Origin of the sequence: Gilliamella intestini (genome assembly GCF_900094935.1) — a bacterium.
Lineage (GTDB): Bacteria > Pseudomonadota > Gammaproteobacteria > Enterobacterales > Orbaceae > Gilliamella > Gilliamella intestini.
Genome location: NZ_FMBA01000105.1, coordinates 1 through 1,441, shown reverse-complemented (window position 1 = coordinate 1,441; position 1,441 = coordinate 1). Strand labels below are relative to the sequence as shown.

General features: G+C 30.7%; 2 protein-coding genes and 1 pseudogene. All 3 read right to left on the bottom strand.

Going from position 1 to position 1,441, the window contains the following annotated elements:
* Positions 1 to 170 (bottom strand): annotated as a pseudogene (locus tag GA0061080_RS12245) (RHS repeat-associated core domain-containing protein); the annotation flags it as partial.
* Between the two features lie 46 nt (positions 171 to 216).
* Positions 217 to 783 (bottom strand): hypothetical protein, encoded by a 567-nt coding sequence (locus GA0061080_RS12240; protein WP_091126241.1) that lies wholly within the window; start codon positions 781 to 783, stop codon positions 217 to 219.
* A 1-nt stretch (position 784) separates the two neighbouring features.
* Positions 785 to 1,441, bottom strand: a 657-nt coding sequence (locus tag GA0061080_RS12235) for an RHS repeat-associated core domain-containing protein (RefSeq protein ID WP_141683177.1), incomplete at its 5' end; no start/stop codon positions are given.

The following is a 1,441-nucleotide window of genomic DNA, read 5'->3' as shown; positions in this document are numbered from 1 at the left end:
ATCGGATCGCTACCGGCATATTGATAACTATTTAGTCCACCCAGTATACCAAGCGGATCTTGAGTAATATACCTGCCTGTAAATGGGTCGTAATAGCGATTTAGATTATAATGAAGTCCTGTTTCTTCATCATAGTACCCCCTTGAAAAGGGGGATGGATTATAATATGAAAAATATTAATATCTTTTTGTTGAAATTTCTTTTTAATAAATTTATCTAATTTTTTATAATAAAAGATTGTCCTTTTCTTGGTAAAGGAGTATCCATTAGGGCATTTAATTGACTTGTCCTGTTAGAAAAAGCTAGATATTCGGTATACAATTCACATTCATTAAGTTCGAAAGTAACAGTAACTGGGTTATTACTTACAATATTAAGTACCATACCTCCATAAGGTAAATTGATTGAAAATCCATAAATTTCATATATTTCATCTTTTTTATCTAAATTATAAGGCCATGTTTGATAACACGATTCAAATGGTTTTTTGTTTGTACCAAACATTGCAACATCCATACCTTTAATCTTACCAAATTTAACGTGAGCTTGTTTGATAAGAAGAATTATATCCTCATTTAAATTATGGAACTTTGGATTATCTTTTTTGTTTAATACTGAAATAATTTCATTATCCAGATTAAGTGTAAAATGAAAAAGGTTAAATTTAAGATCATTACATACATCACGATACAATGGGATATCAATGTAAGTAATTAAACTACTAATCCCTGAGGTATCTAGTGTTTCTGTGACTTTTTTTGTAATATCTAGTTTAATTTTCATATTATTTTCTCCTCAAAATTATTTCGTTTAATTTTGTATCTTTCATTACATTACCATCAGATAATTTATAATTACTAGATGGTATTTCTCTACGTGAAATAATTTTCAAATTGAGCTTTTCTAAATTATCTGATTTAATCGCATTTCTAAAGTACTTATTAGTTTTCAGATTACCAAGCAATTTAATTTCACCATCTTTTGATAAGATTCGCAATATTTCTGGATTAAGTGGGTCATAACGATATGGATTATCAATATTGATTTTAGCTTGGGAGCCTGTTTTAACATTCGGTAGATTCATTGCATCTCCTTTATGTACAACTGATGTAGTTGGATTATAATCAATATTATAATACCCTTCTAATGGCGTTTTCCCTGCTCCGATATTAATTTTTCCATTAATATCAGCAGGTTTATCTGGATAATAGGGCAATTTTAATGGCTGAGAGCTCCCATCCAATCCTTTAATTAATCCTAACGGATCAACCCAATTTATCGGATCGCTACCAGCATATTGATAACTATTTAGTCCACCCAGTATACCAAGCGGATCTTGAGTGATATACCTGCCTGTAAATGGGTCGTAATAGCGGTTTAGATTGTAATGTAACCCCGTCTCCTCATCATAATATTGCCCTTGGAACCTTAACGGGTTATC

Bases quoted from the DNA above. Each gene is read 5' to 3' on its own strand.
- GA0061080_RS12240 (WP_091126241.1), bottom strand. From the start codon at position 783: ATGAAAATTAAACTAGATATTACAAAAAAAGTCACAGAAACACTAGAT.